This window comes from Methanothrix sp. (assembly GCF_030055635.1).
In the GTDB taxonomy this organism is placed as follows: domain Archaea; phylum Halobacteriota; class Methanosarcinia; order Methanotrichales; family Methanotrichaceae; genus Methanothrix_B.
Window position 1 is genome coordinate 126827 of the sequence record NZ_JASFYM010000003.1, and the last position, 15286, is coordinate 142112.

A 15286-nucleotide genomic window follows, 5' to 3' on the forward strand; every position below is an offset into this window, starting at 1 on the left:
TTCCGCAATCCCCTTGGTACAGTTTTAGGCCCTCTGCAGAACCACAGACCTCACAGCATTTTATTCCACGAGCACCATCTCCACCGGGCGCCTTGGAGTGTGCCTGGTCGGCGGGGCGTATCCCATGCGTATCAGGAGCTGTGGATACCTGACGCCGAGATACTCCGCCATCTCTCCCCTGAGCTCATCTATTGCTATCGGCTGGCTGAAGAGATCGAAGCGCACGTCCATCTCAGTGGCCAGAAGGAATAGCTTCTCGAAGGTGACGCCCAGCCTGACCCATGTGAGCCTGTCCTCCGAGTCGGATGATAGGACTCCAACAGCTGGAGCCTCCCTCATAAGAGCTGACTCCTTTCTGGCCCTGGACCAGGATGTGTCGAATGTTCCGAAGATGAACCTGCCGAGGTATGACTCAAAATCGGAATAGCCAAACGCATATCCTGGAAGTCCGTCGTAAGCATCCGAGGTGTTGGATCTTATCCAGGACGCGAGCTCCTTTCTGAACTCCTTGTTCCCGAGCTGTATCTTGTGGGCGCGCGCGAGTATCTCTGCCATCCTGTTCTTTCCATCAGGATCTGTCATTATGTCCAGCCTGAAGCCGTCATTTCCCACGAGCTCTTCCATCCTCTTCAGCTTCTCAGGCTCGATCTCCCTGTCCTCAAACCTGCTTCGATTTGTGTGTCTCTCTGTTATCTGCCTGAACAGATCGGGGAACCTCCTCTCAGCGATGCCCTCTGAAAAGCTTATTAGAGCGATGCGGTCCGCGTCCATGCCATCTGGGAAGCATGCGATTCTGTAACCAAGATTGAAGTGCTCTGCAGCGATGAGGATGTTGGCCACCGCACAGCCCAAACTTATGTATGCGGTCCTGTGCGTAGGATCGACAGCAGGTAGCGTTCTGGATCTGTCGAATAAGACGGATATGCTGTTATCCCTGATCGAGAACCTCCACGGCTGTGTGTTCGGTCCTGATGGTGCAAGAACTGCATACCTCAGGACAAACCTGAGCTTATCGTACATGCTTCCATGTGACGGAAAATCCTCCTCACGTACATCCCATGCGGCAAGGTTTTTCATCATAGGTGTATCCTCCGTGGCCTGCAGCGGATCGATGCGCCACGTGCTGCACAGCAGATAGCGCAACTGCAAATAATATTGCGAGCTGATGAAATATAAAAGTTGGCTCATCCTAGACAGAGTTATTGATCCGTTTGCGCCATTGTGATGGTCTCGATCACATCATATTTCGACAAATAACGATGACGCACCGATGACGCTTCTCATCACTGCGATCAATATCGCATCTAGGGCTGCTGTCAACCAGCCTATTGTAGCGGTGCATATCCGTCAGTTACAAGCTCCGGTCTTCAGGCCGGAGTAGTTGACGATCTGTAAGGAGCGCATTTTCGCCATCCTCTGCTTCGTCAATATCCCTGACCGAAGACCGGAGTTTCCGCTACCCCGTACTCGAGTAGGTACTGTGATCATGACCTCCGCAAACTCCTTTAACATAGCACATTCACCTGCAGAAGCATGCCGATACATCCGATAGATTACAGGTACGGAACACCAGAGATGAAGGCGATCTGGGAGGAGGATTACAGGATCAGGATGCTCTTCAGGGTGGAGGCGGCCCTTGCCAGGGCCGAGGAGGAGGTCGGTCTAATCCCGAAGGGCGCTGCAGATGCGATAGCGAGGGCAGCAGAGATCGCATCGCCCCAGCGGGCAAAGGAGATCGAGGCCGAGATCGGGCATGACATGATGGCAGTGGTCCTGGCGATGGCGGAGGTCTGCGACCATGGGGAGTGGATACACCTCGGCGCGACATCGAACGACATTCTCGACACAGCCACAGGTTTGCAGCTGAAAGCATCCCTGGAGATCATCGAGTCGAAGCTAAGGGAGCTGCTCAGGGTCCTCCTGGACATGGCCCTGGAAAACAAGAATCTCGTATGCGCTGGTAGAACACACGGCCAGATGGCTGTTCCAACCACATATGGGCTGAGGTTTGCAATATGGGCCTCAGAGATCGCCCGCCACATTGAAAGGCTCAGGGAGATACGGCCCAGGGCTGCGGTCGGGAAGATCAGTGGCGCTGTCGGGACGCAGGCAGCGTTCGGGCCTCACGGCATGACCATACAGCGCAGGGTCATGGAGATCCTGGGGCTCAACGAGGTCGATGTCTCCAACCAGGTAGTCCAGAGAGATCGCCACGCGGAGGTCATCTGTCTCCTGGCCCTCATCGCATCGACTCTCGACAAGATATGCGTGGAGATAAGAACGCTTCAGAGAACAGAGATCGGGGAGGTGGAGGAGAGCTTCGGCAGGAGGCAGGTCGGGTCAAGCACAATGCCGCACAAGAGGAATCCGATAAGATCGGAGCAGGTCTGCGGGCTCGCGAGGGTGATAAGAGCACAGGTTGAGCCGGCGTTTGCGAACATACCTCTCTGGGACGAGAGGGATCTCACGAATTCGAGCTGCGAGCGCGTGATATTCCCGGAGGCCTTCGTGCTCACAGATCACATCATCAATCTCACCATCAGGATTCTCAGAGGGCTCAGGATACGGAAGGAGAACGTTGAAAGAAACCTCGCACTGCTCAAGGGTCTGAACATGGCTGAGGCCATCATGGTTGAGCTGGCGAAGAGGGGCGCTGGCAGGCAGACATCCCACGAGATACTGAGGAACGCCTCTATGAGAGCGTTCGAGGAGGGGCGGGAGCTCCTCGATGTCCTCCTGGAGGATGGGACTGTCACGAAGTACATTCGCGAGGGTGAGCTCAGAGAGCTGCTCGATCCCCACAGGTACACAGGCACGGCTGTTGAGCAGGTCGAGCGGCTCGAGAGGAAGCTGAGGCCATACTGCGGATGAGTGCCAAAGTGCTACGGCATTTGAGAAGATTGGGAAGATAGGAGGCAAAAGGCGGGTGTCGGAGGTGGGAACGCGTCCGGCTTTTGCCCAAACAAATTAAGGCAATTGTCGAATATAAATATTTCGGTCGTGTCAGGGGATCGCATCCGAATACCACCAGCGCATCCTCGTTAGGTCAAACATCGTAAATATTTTGAATAATTTTATGCAAAACCTCTCTTCTCTCCAGCTCAGTTTTCTGGCCTGGTCGTGGGTCCAACAGCTTATCAGTCAGGGGCCACTGCACAATTCCATCCACAGAATCGCATGCATCTGAACTCAAGGATACAAGCACAAGACCCACAGCACTTCAGGTATCCCTAAAGGTCACATGCAGCTTGTTCGATGCTGCCACGGGATGTATCAGCAGGCGTGGTGCATTTCGAATACTTTATAACCGATCCAGTTTATCTTGTGCGTGATGCGCTTCCAGATCCTGGATGCAAACTACGTCTACGACAGAAATGGGCATCCTGTCGTGCAGCTGTTTGGCGTCAGCGATGGCGGGGATAGCGTCATCTGCCGTGTGTCGGGATTCAGGCCGTATTTCTACGCAAGTGCTCATGATATCACACATGCGGCGGAGGCTGTCAGATCCATGGGCCTCGATGTGGAGATCGTCGAGCGATACGAGCCCATCGGATACCAGTCCAAGCCATCAGAGATGCTGAGGATAACCGCAATAGATCCGAAATCTGTGAGAGAGCTGAGGGACCGGGTGAGGGAGATCCCGTCTGTGAAGGCAGTCTACGAGACCGACATCCTGTTCAAGAACAGATTTCTCATAGATACTGGCCTCGGCGGTATGGCGTGGGTCGGAGTGCCGGATGCGGAGAGATGCGAGATGCGCGACAGGCGCCGGTTTATCGTTGATTTGCCTATGGATAAACTGGCGCCGGAGGATCTGGAGAGCACAGCGCCCCTGAGGTTCATGGCCTTCGATATCGAATGCCTCCCGCAGAACGGGGAGATGCCCAGGCCTGAGAGCTCCCCTGTGATACTGATAAGCATGGCGTTCCACCCGCCGTACCGTGGGCTGAGTGATCTCGTTCTGGTGGGAAAGGAGATCAGCTGCGAGAGGCCTGATGTCGAGGGCTGTGCTGATGAGAAAGCCCTCATCTCCAGGTTCGTGTCCGTGATCGATGACTATGATCCTGATATCCTGGCGGGCTACAACTCGAATGAGTTTGATATTCCATATCTCAGAGAGCGGGCGTCCAGGCTGGGAATAGAGATGGATGTGGGTCGCGATGGAAGCACGTGGCTCATAAAGAGCATAGGTGGGAGCAAAAATGTCGCTGTGACAGGCCGGGTCGTTGTGGACCTGCTTCCGATCATCAGATCTTCGTTCAGCCTGAAGCAGTACACCCTGAGGAGTGCTGCCATGGAGCTGATCGGGGAGGAGAAGCGAGATGTGAACCCTGCCAGGATGGAGTCGATCTGGCTAGAGGGCGATGGGCTCCCGGATCTCATAAGCTACTCCAGGCGGGATGCGGTGCTTGTCATGCAGCTCCTCCTCCGCCTGAGGCTGATGGATAAATACATGGCTCTGGCGAGGGCGAGCGGTTCGCTGCTCCAGGATATAGTCAACGGCGGCCAGAGCGGCATGGTGGAGAGCCTCCTGCTCAGAAGGTTCCGCTCGCATGGAAGGGTTCTTCCGCCGAAGCCGGACTCGGAGGAGTCGGACGAGCGGTTCATGGATGCGGATGAGCTGAAGGGCGGGGCGGTCCTCACTCCGGTGAAGGGGCTTGTGGAGAACGTGCTCATACTCGATTACAAATCGCTCTATCCAACGATAATGATGGCCCACAACCTCTGCTACTCAACAGTGGTCACAAAGGAGAGGCCGCCGGAGGTTGTTAAATCCCCATCAGGTGGGGATTTCGCAGCCCCATCCGTCTGCAGGGGGATTGTGCCCGAGATACTGAAGGAGCTGCTGGAGAAGAGGACTGAGACGAAGAGGCTCATGAAGAGCGCAGGTGAGGCGGAGCGCGCGTTTCTCGATGCAAAGCAGTACGCGCTCAAGATCCTGCTGAACAGCTTCTACGGATACTCCGGATATGCCAGGGCGAGGCTTTACAGCCTGGTTCTTGCCAACGCTGTTACCAGCTTCGGAAGGCACAACATAATAAGGACAAAGGAGATGATCGAGGAGATCGGCTCCGTTTACATTGTTGATGGGAAAGCTCTGCTTCCCTGGGAGATTTCCGCCACATCTTCCACCGCATCGAAGCCATCTAGCGTGGCCGGGCTCAATCCAGATGCGAGGCGCTACGATCTCTCCGTTGTCTACGGGGATACGGACAGCGTCTTTGTCAGGATATCCTCCGATCAGGGCATCTCCCCTGAGGAGGCGGAGCTGATAGGAAGAAAGATCGCGGAGACGATAACATCGAAGCTCCCGGAGCCGATGGAGCTCGTGTTCGAGGCATTCGCCAGGCGTGCGATATTTCTGGCGAAGAAAAGGTATGCCCTCTGGCTCTTCGAGAGAGCATCGACTCCGTCGAAGCCCTCCGACTCCGTTGAAGGAAGCGAGAGCGTCTGGAGGGACAGGATAAAGGTCAGGGGCATGGAGACCGTCCGGCGGGACTGGTGCGACCTCACATCCAAGACTCTGAGGAGGTGCCTGGAGCTGATCCTGAAGGAGGGCCGCGTGGATGATGCTGTTCAGCATGTCAGAGACGTGATCCAGAGGCTCAGGGATATGGATATCAGACGGGACAGGGAGCTACTGGATGATCTGGTGCTCACAAGACGCTTCACAAAGGACGCATCCTCATACAAAAACAAGCAGCCTCATATCCAGCTGGTAGAGAAGATGAGGAGGCGCGGCGGAAGGGTGCCCGCGGTGGGCGACAGGGTCGCGTTCATAATAGTCAAGGGCGGCAAAAAGACTCTATTCGTCGACAGAGCTGAAGATCCGGAGTACGCTGTGGAGAACAACCTTCCTGTGGACACAGAATACTACATTGAGAAGCAGCTCCTTCCACCTGTCCTCAGGCTCTTCATGCCGTTTGATGTGGGCAGAGAGAGCCTGCTGCAGTGCAGATCGCAGAAAAGCCTCCTGCATTTCGATCAGAAGGCACAAAAGCAGCGATCCCTTCTGGACTTTTAGCAGTGCAAAACAATATAGATCCCGCGTTTCGCACCGGAAGCATGCCATTGTTTGGAGGCTTCAGGGCTCCAGGGGTTACCGTGATGCGGTGGAGTTTTGGGATTGATTCAAAACATCCCATCAATGGTTGTCCGGAACCGTGCTGCCCTGCGCGTGGCAGCCAGTAGCAACCGCAAGGCCTATAACTCCGCTCTGGGATTCATTCAGCCCATGCCAAACCTCAATGTGGCGGTGCTCGGTAAAGCAGAGTTCTCGAAGGATCTGGGCAAGAGGGGCACAGCCAGCGATATAACGTTTTACAACCTCAAGAGGGGCGAGACAACTGTGACCTTCGTCGAGCCCACCAGGTATCCGGAGCGACTGGCGCCGCTCTTCTATGCTCTGTCAATGGCTCGGAGGGCAATCCTCATAGTGGAGAAGATAGACCAGCTCTTCGGGGAAGCTGTCCTCGCCCTGGACTGCATGGGCATTCGTGATGGTCATATCGTTCTCAAAAACTACATATCGGAGGAGCAGATCGCGCCCCTTCTCAGATCAACTGCGGTCGAGAGATATGCTGTGATCGAGGACAATCCCATAGAGATACGCGAGCGTCTTCTTGAGGATGCAGATGCTGTGGTGCATGAGGAAAAGGCCTCTGGAACGCTCCCTGTGGATCACTTCTTCAACGTTCGGGGAGTCGGGACCGTTGTCCTGGGGAATGTTGCAGAGGGGACCATAAGAAAGCACGATCTCCTCAGGGTTCTGCCCGGTGATAAGAACGCTCAGGTGAGATCGATACAGAAGCACGACGAGGATTTCGAGAGCGCGAGCGCGGGGGAGCGCGCAGGTCTTGCGCTGAAGGGCATAGAGGTCGCGGAGCTCGACCGGGGAACGGTTCTGACAACAAACGATGCTGTGAAAACCTCCACCTGCCTCAGCTCCGGAGCGAAGCTGGTGAGGTACTGGCAGTCCCCACTGAGAGAGGGGATGGTGCTTCACCTGGGGCACTGGATGCAGTATGTGCCTGCGAGGATTGAATCCGCCTCAGGCGACCCGCGGAGACCTGATCTGACCCTCTCCCTGGACAAGCCTCTCGTGCACCTGCCGGGGGACAGGGCGCTCATGACATACCCGGAGGGAGGAAAGCTGAGAATAGTGGGGACGATCGAGCTGCCGTGATCGCAGCATGCGGTTTCTAAAAGGGGGACTGGCTCCATCCCTCTGCAATATCTGCATGCGCTCCTGTTCTTTTAACGACCTGCCACTCTGTGACCACGGGCTGCGTTTGTTTTAGCGGACGCTTCTGTGTGGATGGCAACCTGACAGCCATTGTGGTCTGCCATCTGGCGGATCAGAGCATGCAGGAGGTGCATGTCCGTGAGTTACCAGGGATCTGGATTATGCTTGAGTTTTCGGGATCGGTGGCGTCACTCCCATCATTTTCTGTCAATCCTCTGAATCACCCAGACGTGTCTTTGTTACAGTGCTGTGAGGCAAAACATTTTTAGCCGCACTGCCACAGCCTTTTCCGCATGGGTGATATCGCTCTCTCCAGGTTTGAGGCCAGGATAAGGTTCGAGTCCGAGGCGGATCTCTCCCGCTGGCCGGGGGATGTGCTGCGCAGCGGATTCGGGGCGCGTCTCAGAGAGCTGGTTTGCGCCGCCCGCCCGGGCCCAAGCCCTCCCGGGGACTGCAGCGATTGCCAGCTCGCAGGCGTCTGCGTCTATGACTTCTTCTACAACAGCCGTCCTCCAGGGGATGCGAGAGTTCTCAGGAGGCAGCGTGACATCCCCAGGCCGTTTGTCTTCGACCCCCCACTGCCCGGCAGGTACTCAGCAGGATCCACCGCAAGCTTCGGGTTCACGCTCATCGGTCGCGGCATCGATCACATGCCGTACTTCCTGGTGGCTCTCAGGAACCTGGGGGAGAGCGGGATGAGCCGCGGATACCGGAGGGGATATGGCAGGTTCACCATGGAATCGGTCGACTCTATCGGCTACGGCAAACGGGATAGCATATTCTCGGGAACAAGGGTATTCAACAGAACCATAAGGCTGAGCTATCGGGAGATGCTCAGGGGATCAACGGATCACAGCGGAGATATCACCATCCGCTTCCTCACGCCCGTCCAGATCAAGGAGAACGATCAGTTCACAGCGATCCCCTCGTTCCGTGGTCTCATATCCAGGCTGCTTTTCCGGGCAAACGCGCTGGCCGAGTTCTACGGATCTGGGATGCTCTACGATAACGAGAGCGTTCTGTCCCTCCTGGGAGAGTGCAGATCCGTTACAGTAAAAGGCGCCCGCATACAGGATATGAGAGCGAAGAGGTACTTCCACAGGCAGAGGATAAAGATGCACGCGCTACCACCCTTCTTCAGGGGCGAGATAACATACACCGGCGAGTTCTCCCGCGACATCATGGCCCTCCTCGAGCTCGGCAGGCTCATCCACGTGGGAAAGATGGCCACGTTCGGGAACGGGATGTATGAGGTGGTGGTGTGAGCATGGCTTTTGATTGCCGATTATTCCACTCAGAGACGTGGTAAACCCACTTGACCAACGGCGTGATTCGCAGAATCCGTTTGCGGGGTATATAAGGGCCCATGTAGAGGGCCATTCCCCTCTTCGCTTAAGCTGCAGGTTGCAGGTGATTATCTGAAGCGACCTCTCTCAGCTATCTAAATCTTCTTAAATCTTCTCATAATAGCTGAAGCTCTTGCTGGAGCGGACCATGCGGTAGGGCAGCACCACGGGTTTTCGCATACGGTCTTTCCCCATTGTGATTTTCTCATCGGAGTATATGTTAGCCTTGGCAAATGTCATGCCTTCGCCCCAGTCATCCATAACCTGGATTATGCTGCCCAGAACAAAGGTAGATTCCACTTCATCCATCAGCATGAAATCATCTGGCAACGCATCTACAAATTCTGGTACCCTGAGCAGCTGGAAGAAAGATCCACGCTTTCCAAAGTAGTTCACATGCACCAGCAGAAACCTCAGATCCTCTGCTCGTTCTTTTGTAGTCTCAAAGGCTAGGGCCAAATTTCCATCTAGATAAGCATACTCGCGGAATGCGATGCTGCGGTCCATGAATTCTTCCGGCTCCTTTTTCCCGTCTTTCCTGGTTGGCTTCAGAACTTTGGCAAATAGATTCGTAACCACCACCCGTTCCGGCAGGCGTAGGGCTATGCGGAGCCCCTTTATCCAGTCAAATGCTGACTGCCCCTCGCTTATACCACAGGTTCGGATGGCTGCATCCAAAAGCGCGGTCCGGATGGCAAAAGGTGTGGGCGAGAAGAGGGTCTTCGCCCCTGATGAGGTAGACGTCCCTGAACGGAAAGAGAAGAGCGTCACTGGCTGGTATTCAGCTACGAGCCACATGGTTATCCCTTGCCAAGGCCAGCTTGTATGGCTGTGTGTTCCTGATGATGTTCTTCATAACCTCTGCAAACTGGCTCATTGAGTCGAATTGATGGACCTCAACCGCCCCGGGATTAAGCTCGTTGAGCGCTGCAGCAACCTGCTCCACCTCCTTCCTGTAGCTCTCGTTCAGCGGGCTGAGGGCTGGAGCAGGCATCACATTTTTGCTCACAGTCACCACGCCCTCAAATCCTACGATATGCGGATTCTGCGTGCCTCGCATCGCTCCATTCGGCTCTATGAATGTGTAAAGGATGCTCTTCATGAGGACCAGATATCTTTTCAGCCTCTCCTCATCAGAGATTGGATACTGCTGGGATATATCGTTGAAGCCTATCCTGGCTATCTCAAAGTTGGCGACAATCGCATATATGCCAGAGCTTGCCGGTCGATGGAAGATCGCCTGCTGCTGCAATTCCTCAGAGCGTTCGCCGCGCTCTGCAGCGTACCTGACGTGGAAGTAGCTTTCCGTGGTGGTGTATTCCGGCACACCAACCACCCATCCGAATTCAGCCACCGATTTGCGGGGCACCGAACGGGCGCCCTTTGCGATCAGGTTGCCCTCCATGTCGTCCAGAACACAACGTTCCAGAAGTTTGTCGATGACCTCGCTGTCCTTAGCTGGCAGGTTATCCATGAAATCCTTGTCGTCCAGGATTCGACTGGCGCTGAACTTCTTGCATCCAGCGCATAGGGGGAGATTGCCTCTTGCCATTAGGTATAGATGCTCAGCCTGGATGTGCTTGAACATGTCTCCTGAGATGGCATTTACGGTGGCAAGCTTGTACTCACCACTGGCTCTGTCCCTGTAGACCAAATTGACCATGCGGGTGGCAATCTGGTTCCCCTCGCCACCTTCGTTGTTCAGGGAGTGCATATCCAAGATGGCCCGCCCGCAAATGGAAAGTGAGTAAACAGCCTGAAGATCGCTCATTTCTGCTCCTCCTGTTCTTCCTTCGGCTCTCTGGCATAGCCGAAGGCTATCAAAAGGCTGCCGACGGTAGCGGCCCCATATCTGTCCACAAGACGGACGATATCCTCCAAATCAGATGTTCTGATGTCCTTTCTCATTTGCTGCCCTTTGTGCTCTAGCACCCTTGCGTTTTCAGCATTGTAGTTGTGCACGAACTCGCTAAGTGCAGCGATAAACTCATCGTTGTAAAGCGACTTGCGCTTGAGCTCCTGGCCTAGGCCGTAGCGGATCTCGTAGAGGTAATCCATATTTTTTGCCTTCCTTCTCTGTGGAATGACTGTGCTGTGTCGAATAGCATCAGCGATATTGCGGAAGCCTGGGCTCTCCAGGATGGCCGACAAAGGCTCATTGCTTTTCATTATCAGTACCTCCAGATTTTTTGTGGTGAACTGTCTTACAAAATAGTTCCCCTTGCTCATTTCCAGCATCAGGAACTGGCTGTAGGCAGCGGTGAAGTCGAAGAACGCATCCCACTTCCTGCCTGAGATGAAATCACGGTAACTGACAAGCATTTCATATTCTCTTTTTTCATCAATATCTCTGATGATGCTTTCGTGCTCCTCTATCACCTCCCTGTAAGCATTCACATCCTCCAGCGATTCAACCCGCATCCAGCGGGGCAGCTCGATAAAAGAGATGTTCATAACTGCGGCGGCCTGCCCTAGGTTCTTGTAATAAACCACATGCATGCCTGCCACGAAGTCCTCTGGGGCATGTTCGATCACTTCTGCCAGAAGATCTGTTTCTTTTGATGCCCTGCAGTAATCGAGGAAGCATCTGGTGTAACGGAGCGCTGCAAGTATGTCCATCTTCACTGCCGTGTCATTCCACATAGCCTCCTGGAATTCAGCCAGAATTCTGTTATTGACATCCAGGCGCATATTCACCGGTGCCAGGGCGTAGGTCTTGCGATCGTCGGTGCCCTGCACCACGCGGGGGACAGCGCAGTGGTATATTCCCACAACCTTTAGGTACTCGAGCAACCAGAACGACTTTATGTTATCCATCTTCAGGCGAGTGGCTTTAGGTTCATTCTGTCCTTTGCCCTGGCACGGGTTGAGCAACTGTAAGCAGGTAGCGTCGGTCGTGGTATCAGCACCCAGCTCTTTCATCCTTTTGCGCCAGAGCTTTTTCACTCTGTCTGTATCTTCATATGGTTTCGCAAAGAGCATCAGGATGTGCCGCATGTTCTCTGCAAAGTAGGGAGCAGCTGCTTGCCAACGAAGGATCAGGTTGTTATAAGAACCCAAAGCCTGCATCCGACGCTCACCCACCCATGCGAAGACGGAAAACCAGGGGTGTGGCACCATCTGAGATAACTGTTCTTGAGACATTTTATCTCGCATTTCCTGGGGAATGTTGATGAAATTCCGGAACCTATCCCACTCCTGCTGATAGTCCACGATCATGGAGTCAGGCAGGCCCGTTATATTCTCTGGATTCCCTGAACCTGTACGGATATACGGGGCCAGGGGCCGAAATGGCACTTTCTCCACCCACTCCTCCTGGATCGGATGGCTGAGCTCAATCGCATAGTACGGTCCTTGATCGTGGATGCGGACCCAACGGTTGTCTTCCACAAAATGAGACAGTACGCTTTCCAGAAGCACTGCCAGACCGTAGGCCAAGAAGACATCAGCAGAGGTGCCTGTCTGCTTGTTCACATAGTATGTTTGCTGATACATCTATCACACCCTTATGGTCACAGCCTCCTGGTCTGATAATCTGATAGCTCGGACTATAAGAAAATATGCCAGGAGCTCGTGCCTATCACTAGGCTTCACGAGAAGACTATCTATCGACTTTGGATCCTTACTTTCCATCTTCAATAAATGAACGACCTGGCTGGCATTAAGCCCCTCCAAAACCCTTCCGAGTGTCTGTCTGGCCGCGGGATGGAGATCAAAACTTCTGTAACTGTTTGCTGTCGGCGAGTGATGTCTGGCGATTGCCGTAAAGATGGATCTCATCAGCTTAAATCTGGGAGCTTCTATCTGCCCTGGCGCCCCAACTAGCTGATGAATGATTTTGAAGACGGCCGCTGCGCTCTCAGCAGCATGCGGTGGACGGCGACGGGAGATCTCGGATTCCAAGCTCCTTTGGCTGGGGTCAGCCGGATCGTAGTCTGTGTGGGCAAGCATGCAATTCTCCGCCACCGGCGCGCCGATCCTCTTCTGCCACTCATGGGCCCAAATCTGCCATTGCTTGTTCATCTTGCCTACATCATGCAGCGCTATGGCAAGACGAACAGCTCGCATGAGCGATCCCTCGGGCAGACCCATCTGTTTTTCCAGACGTTTCGCGGAGTAGGCCATCTCGCCTTCGAGTTTACCATGATAGACATTCAGCATCTTGCGGATGTGTTCTTCGTAGCTCTCGCGTTCATGACCCGTCCATCGTTCTTTGCTTTTCCAGGTCTCATGTCGTTTCTGGAGTATTGATCGGAGTTCTCCGCCGGGGGCGAAACGGAAACCCACGCTTGCATCATATCTTGCCAGCATCGGATTTACCACATAAATGGGAGAGGAACCCAGCTCCTGAGAGGATCCCACCTGCAACCATTCGTACCGGCTTGTATATTCATCATGATTCTCCCGAGGGTACATGAGTGTCCATGGAATGCTTTCATTGGGTAGGCCTGCATCCTCCCATTCCCTGATCTTTCCCTGCAGCGTGCCGATGAACATGGAGAAGCCCTCGAGCTCGTAGGGATCCTCGATCTCAATCGGGTCAGGGTGCACCAGCACTGTGACCGAATCGACATTTCGGATCAGCTGTCTTGCATGTCCCACATCCTGCCGATCGATGGCATCTTCCATCTGCTTGCGATGGGAGTACTCGATTTGCTCAAGGCTGTTCAGCATTTTCTTATCAGCTTCACCGTGGACGAGGTTTATCAAGCGCTGCTCAGCCGTGAAATCCATGTTCTCCCCGACAAAGGATGGCAGCGCCTCCCAGGTCTCTCTTGACAGAGTTTCCTGCTCGCCAAGATATGGTGCGTAATTCAGCTTGCCATTTTCATCCACAGGTACCTGATAGACATAGACCTCCCCTCTCTCGTCCATGAAGCGAGCACAACGGCCTGCCCGCTGGAGTATCGAGCTTGCTGGGGCCACCTCTGTGTGCATGACCTCGCAGGTGATGTCCAGACCAACTTCGATAACCTGCGTGGCCACCAGAATAACGCTGCCATCCTTTTTCTGCGCTTTGCCGAACTGGTTTCGTATTTCATCCTCTTTTCTCAGCCGGTCTTCTCTGAGATATCGAGAGTGAAGAAGGACGATTTGTATGTCTGGATCAGCCTGAGCGCTCAGCTCCTCGAAGAGTTTCTGGGCCCTCTCCACGGTGTTGCATATGGCAATGGATCGGCTGCGGTGATGCTTTAAAACAGCCTCTGCAGTGAGTGGCGCATCTACACGATAAAACCGACGATCCTTGTTCCTTTGTGTTGGGATCCCTTGAAGTTCCTCATCGCTTACTGTGACCACCTCTGCATCCAGCAGAGAGGCAAGCCGGTTGAGCATCTCCTTAGAGAAGGTGGCTGTCATCAAAACGAAAGGCGTGATACCCTTCAGCATCCGCAGCATCTCCAACGTAGTCGGCAGGGTTGAACCCGGATCGAGCAAATGGAATTCGTCAAATACAAGATACGAGGAAATCACCGCCCCTGCATTCATATTCCCCTGGCGCATGCTCAAAGAATACGGTATGTTCAGAAAGCTTGAAAGGATCTGGTCGACAGTGGCGAAGATGATCTCTCCTTCAAGTCGCCGGTCGTCCTGCTGCTCTCCGGTCTGTAGGCGAACATCGAGATTGCTGTGTTTCTCGTCCCTTTTCAACTCATCCCAGAAGCTCCGGGCCAGCACCCGCATGGGCACGCAGTATATAAGCTTGCGAGGGAAATCCAAACCCTCCTCCCGTGCCAGAAGATAGGGGAATAACGCAGCCTTGGTTTTCCCTGAGCCGGTTGGAGCCTGCAGGATCACGTTCCGGCCGGCCAGCAGATGCTCCGCTGGTCTCGTCTGGAAACGGCCGTACGGAGCATCTACATGGAAGATGTCAGCAAATGCCTGATCTATTGTTTCGCTCATCTACTCAAAATCCCTTCATATTGTTGAATCTCTGAATTACCAGCTTAAACTGCTGTGTTGGATAACCTCCCGTGATGACGTCTCGAGATATCGATTCCGGTATATTCTCCATGCATTCCTGAAATCGTCTTCTGCTTGCGGATTTTCATGACTTATCCAACACAGCAGCTTAAACAGGTGATTTTGCAATATACCATTGACAGCACACCAAGCAGGTCTTGATGAGCTCCCTAGTGAGTTTTCTTCCCCCAAATCCCCTCCCGCTCGATCTCGAACCACTCCGCATCCTCCACCAGCGTGCCCGGCACCCAGCAGATTTTGCATCTGCTCAGTCTGCATCCAAACGCATCGCTTCTCCTGGTGTCAGTCTGTCTTCCCACCAGAGGCTCTATCTCGCCCCTTCCTCTTAAATCATTTGCGGGCGTGTGGGCCAGAACAGGCTCAGATCCCTTGACTCTTACCAGTGGGCGCTCGCCATCGAGTCTGTACCTCTCCGGAGCATTTTCCTCCGTTTGGAATTCCAGGCAACAAAGTCGCCCGAACCCGTAACGCCGTTCGCCGCCGATCTGGAGATCTCCGAGCCAGGCAAGCCAGTTCTCTTCATCGCCCAGAACCGCTTTCGCATCATCATCCAGAAAGACCAGGCCGCCGATGAGCGTCCGGCTGCCATCTTGGCGGTACGGAGCGATGAACTCCACCTCATGCAGGCCTCCCTCCTCTGCGGAGGTGGTCGATGCGTCCAGGGCGGTGGTGACATGGGCGCTCAGGTAGCGGCGCTCGAACTCGGCCACGG

10 protein-coding genes are annotated in these 15286 nt (G+C 54.3%); 4 read left to right on the forward strand and 6 right to left on the reverse strand.

Features of this window, described 5'->3' with window-relative positions:
* Positions 1-60: 60 nt before the first annotated feature.
* Positions 61-1143: a hypothetical protein gene (locus tag QFX31_RS02375; RefSeq protein WP_348530540.1), complete on the reverse strand. Its 1083-nt coding sequence runs from the start codon at positions 1141-1143 to the stop codon at positions 61-63.
* Positions 1144-1533: 390 nt separating this feature from the next.
* On the opposite strand from QFX31_RS02375, the gene purB reads away from it, so the two are divergent.
* The 4 genes from purB to cas6 all read left to right on the forward strand — a co-directional run bounded on the left by purB (position 1534) and on the right by cas6 (position 8511).
* Entirely contained in the window at positions 1534-2871 is a 1338-nt protein-coding gene (gene purB / locus QFX31_RS02380) for an adenylosuccinate lyase (RefSeq protein ID WP_348530541.1), read from the forward strand.
* A 460-nt stretch (positions 2872-3331) separates the two neighbouring features.
* Positions 3332-6025: a DNA-directed DNA polymerase gene (locus QFX31_RS02385; RefSeq protein ID WP_348530542.1), complete on the forward strand. Its 2694-nt coding sequence runs from the start codon at positions 3332-3334 to the stop codon at positions 6023-6025.
* A 210-nt stretch (positions 6026-6235) separates the two neighbouring features.
* Positions 6236-7186, forward strand: coding sequence for an EF-Tu/IF-2/RF-3 family GTPase (locus QFX31_RS02390; protein WP_348530544.1), 951 nt, complete (start codon positions 6236-6238; stop codon positions 7184-7186).
* Positions 7187-7539: 353 nt separating this feature from the next.
* On the forward strand, positions 7540-8511 hold the full coding sequence (gene cas6, locus QFX31_RS02395) for a CRISPR system precrRNA processing endoribonuclease RAMP protein Cas6 (protein ID WP_348530545.1): 972 nt from the start codon (positions 7540-7542) through the stop codon (positions 8509-8511).
* 186 nt (positions 8512-8697) lie between these two features.
* Here the strand turns inward: cas6 and QFX31_RS02400 are convergent, their stop codons facing one another.
* The 5 genes from QFX31_RS02400 to QFX31_RS02420 all read right to left on the reverse strand — a co-directional run.
* Positions 8698-9390 carry a hypothetical protein gene (locus tag QFX31_RS02400; RefSeq protein ID WP_348530546.1) on the reverse strand — a complete coding sequence of 231 codons (693 nt, stop codon included), beginning with the start codon at positions 9388-9390 and terminating at the stop codon, positions 8698-8700.
* Complete coding sequence (locus QFX31_RS02405) at positions 9374-10363, reverse strand: DevR family CRISPR-associated autoregulator (RefSeq protein WP_348530547.1); 990 nt, start codon at positions 10361-10363, stop codon at positions 9374-9376. Before QFX31_RS02405 ends, QFX31_RS02400 begins: the two co-directional genes overlap by 17 nt.
* Entirely contained in the window at positions 10360-12066 is a 1707-nt protein-coding gene (locus QFX31_RS02410; RefSeq protein WP_348530548.1) for a hypothetical protein, read from the reverse strand. Before QFX31_RS02410 ends, QFX31_RS02405 begins: the two co-directional genes overlap by 4 nt.
* 24 nt (positions 12067-12090) lie before the next feature.
* Positions 12091-14493 carry a CRISPR-associated helicase Cas3' gene (cas3, locus tag QFX31_RS02415; RefSeq protein WP_348530549.1) on the reverse strand — a complete coding sequence of 801 codons (2403 nt, stop codon included), beginning with the start codon at positions 14491-14493 and terminating at the stop codon, positions 12091-12093.
* A gap of 230 nt (positions 14494-14723) precedes the next feature.
* Positions 14724-15286: RAMP superfamily CRISPR-associated protein (locus QFX31_RS02420; RefSeq protein ID WP_348530550.1), on the reverse strand; the 563-nt coding region annotated here is incomplete at its 5' end.

Excerpts from the sequence above, each read along its gene's own strand:
- cas3 (WP_348530549.1), bottom strand. The coding sequence starts at position 14,493 with ATGAGCGAAACAATAGATCAGGCATTTGCTGACATCTTCCATGTAGAT.
- QFX31_RS02405 (WP_348530547.1), bottom strand. The coding sequence starts at position 10,363 with ATGAGCGATCTTCAGGCTGTTTACTCACTTTCCATTTGCGGGCGGGCC.
- purB (WP_348530541.1), top strand. The coding sequence starts at position 1,534 with ATGCCGATACATCCGATAGATTACAGGTACGGAACACCAGAGATGAAG.
- cas6 (WP_348530545.1), top strand. The coding sequence starts at position 7,540 with ATGGGTGATATCGCTCTCTCCAGGTTTGAGGCCAGGATAAGGTTCGAG.
- QFX31_RS02385 (WP_348530542.1), top strand. The coding sequence starts at position 3,332 with ATGCGCTTCCAGATCCTGGATGCAAACTACGTCTACGACAGAAATGGG.
- QFX31_RS02400 (WP_348530546.1), bottom strand. The coding sequence starts at position 9,390 with ATGTGGCTCGTAGCTGAATACCAGCCAGTGACGCTCTTCTCTTTCCGT.
- QFX31_RS02390 (WP_348530544.1), top strand. The coding sequence starts at position 6,236 with ATGCCAAACCTCAATGTGGCGGTGCTCGGTAAAGCAGAGTTCTCGAAG.